The sequence below is a fragment of the Rhodoferax sp. UBA5149 genome (genome assembly GCF_002413825.1).
GTDB lineage: Bacteria > Pseudomonadota > Gammaproteobacteria > Burkholderiales > Burkholderiaceae_C > Rhodoferax.
The window spans coordinates 1-2,408 of record NZ_DHXT01000064.1; the positions used below are offsets into that span (position 1 = coordinate 1).

Consider the following 2,408-nt stretch of genomic DNA (forward strand, 5'->3'; position numbering starts at 1 on the left):
TACAAGCACATGGCGGCCATGAAAGACCAGGCCATCGTCTGCAACATTGGCCACTTTGACAACGAGATCGATGTCGCCTCGCTGTCCAAATGCAAGTGGGAAGAGATCAAACCGCAAGTCGACCACGTCATCTTCCCGGCCAAGGGCAAGACGCCGTCCAAGCGCATCATCCTGCTGGCCAAGGGCCGTTTGGTGAATCTGGGTTGCGGCACCGGCCACCCCAGCTTTGTCATGTCTTCGAGCTTTGCCAACCAGACCATCGCCCAGATCGAACTGTTCACCAAGCCCAAGGAGTACAAGTCCGGCAAGGTTTACGTGTTGCCCAAGCACCTGGACGAGAAAGTGGCGCGTTTGCACCTGAAGAAGGTTGGCGCCATGCTGTCCGAACTGACGGACGAACAAGCCGCCTACATTGGCGTGAGCAAAGCCGGCCCGTACAAGGCCAACACCTATCGCTATTAAGCCAAGACAGCAACCACCCATGCGCGCCGACCAACTACTTGTCCAACGTCACCTTGCCAGCACCCGCTCCCAGGCCCAGCGCCTGATTGCTGACGGGGTGCAGTGGCTCAAAGGCGTTGAGTGGAAAACCGTCACCAAAAATGGTGACGAGATTCCTCTTGAGGCCGAAATAAAGCTGCTGGACGATTCCGAGGCGCGCTACGTGTCCCGCGGCGGCCTGAAGCTGGAGGCGGCGCTCAAACAAGTGGGCTTGTCCGTGACCGGGCTGGCTTGCCTGGACGTGGGCCAGTCGACCGGCGGCTTTACCGACTGCCTGCTGCAGCACGGCGCTGCGTCGGTGGTAGGGGTGGACGTCGGCGGCGCCCAGTTGCATCCCCGTCTGCGCGAAGACCCGCGCGTGCTGTGCGTCGAAAAAGTCAATGCCCGCTCCCTGGTTGCTACTGATTTGATAGCTGCTTACGCAGACAGTACGGGGGCTGACGGTCAGTTCGATGTTGAAGGCGACGAGACCGATACGCCCGAATTCGTGCCCGAGTTTGACCTGATCGTGGCCGACCTGTCCTTCATCTCGCAAACCCTGGTGCTGCCGGCCATCGTGCCCTTGCTGAAAAACGGCGGCACCCTGCTGACGCTGGTCAAGCCCCAGTTCGAACTGCAGCCCGGCCAGGTGGGCAAGGGCGGCATTGTGAAAGACGCCTCGTTTTACCCGCAGATCGAGCAGCGCCTGCGCGATGCCTGCGCCGCGCTCGGCCTGACCGTGACGGCCTGGTTCGACTCGCCGATTGAAGGCGGCGACGGTAACCGCGAGTTCTTCATTTGCGCCCGCAAACCTGAAACTCTGTCTCCCAAACCTTGAACGACCATGACCGCGACCACCGCAACGCCTCTGAGCATTGAATTCTTTCCTCCCAAAACGTCAGAAGGGATGGAAAAGCTGCGCCTGGTGCGCCAGCAGCTGTATGTCTTGAAGCCCGAGTTCTGCTCGGTGACTTTTGGCGCCGGCGGCTCCACGCAGGAAGGTACTTTCAACACCGTGCGCGACATCCTGGCCGAAGGCGTGAGCGCGGCCTCGCATTTTTCATGCATCGGCGCCACCCGGGCCACGGTGCGTACGCAACTGGCAACCCTCAAGGCCATGGGCGTGAAGCGCCTGGTGGCCTTGCGTGGCGACTTGCCCAGCGGTTACGGTACCGGTGGTGAGTTCCAGTACGCGAGCGATCTGGTGGCCTTCATTCGCGCGGAAACCGGTGACGACTTTTACATCGAGGTGGCCGCCTATCCCGAGATTCACCCGCAAGCCAAGTCGCCGGACAGCGACCTGCAGGCTTTTGCGGCCAAAGTCAAAGCCGGGGCCAACTCCGCCATCACCCAGTATTTCTACAACGCCGACGCCTATTTCCGTTTTGTAGAAGAGGTGGACGCGCTGGGTCTGACTCTCCCCGTGGTGCCCGGCGTCATGCCCATCATCAGTTCAACGCAGCTCATGCGCTTCAGCGATGCCTGCGGCGCCGAGATCCCGCGCTGGATTCGTCTGCGTCTGCAAAGCTTTGGCGATGATGTGGCGTCCATCAAGGCCTTTGGTCTGGATGTGGTCACGGATTTGTGCGAGCAATTGCGTGCCGGCGGTGCGCCAGGGCTGCATTTTTACAGCATGAACCAGAGTCTGGCCACGCTGGAGATCTGCAAGCGTCTGGGCTTGTAAGCGGGCGTACCAGCGCCCGCTTGGGTTACGTCAACGCGCGCTGTGGCCTTTCATAACGCCTCAGTAGGGGCAGAATCAGCCGACGCAGGAACAAGCCCACCCCGCCCCAAAGCGTGATGAACCAGAAAGGCACCCCACCCAGGGGACTGCCGGGGTAATGCCACTGACCGCTGTAGACCCCGGTGTACTCGATGGCGGCACCCAAAAGAACAAGGTAACCGGTGTAAGCCAGGTCCATTGGCTC

The 2,408-nt window shown here is 60.8% G+C and carries 4 protein-coding genes; 3 read left to right on the forward strand and 1 reads right to left on the reverse strand.

Translation table 11 applies throughout. From position 1 onward, the window contains the following. The 3 genes from B3V69_RS05120 to metF all read left to right on the forward strand — a co-directional run. The coding region (locus tag B3V69_RS05120; RefSeq protein WP_296444405.1) for an adenosylhomocysteinase at positions 1-462 on the forward strand (462 nt) is incomplete at its 5' end. 19 nt (positions 463-481) lie between these two features. Beyond that, positions 482-1,318: a TlyA family RNA methyltransferase gene (locus B3V69_RS05125; protein ID WP_296444406.1), complete on the forward strand. Its 837-nt coding sequence runs from the start codon at positions 482-484 to the stop codon at positions 1,316-1,318. 6 nt (positions 1,319-1,324) lie between these two features. After that, entirely contained in the window at positions 1,325-2,164 is an 840-nt protein-coding gene (gene metF, locus B3V69_RS05130; RefSeq protein WP_296444407.1) for a methylenetetrahydrofolate reductase [NAD(P)H], read from the forward strand. Between the two features lie 25 nt (positions 2,165-2,189). Here the strand turns inward: metF and B3V69_RS05135 are convergent. Continuing rightward, positions 2,190-2,408 (reverse strand): hypothetical protein (locus B3V69_RS05135; protein ID WP_296444409.1); only part of this gene is annotated, 219 nt, incomplete at its 5' end.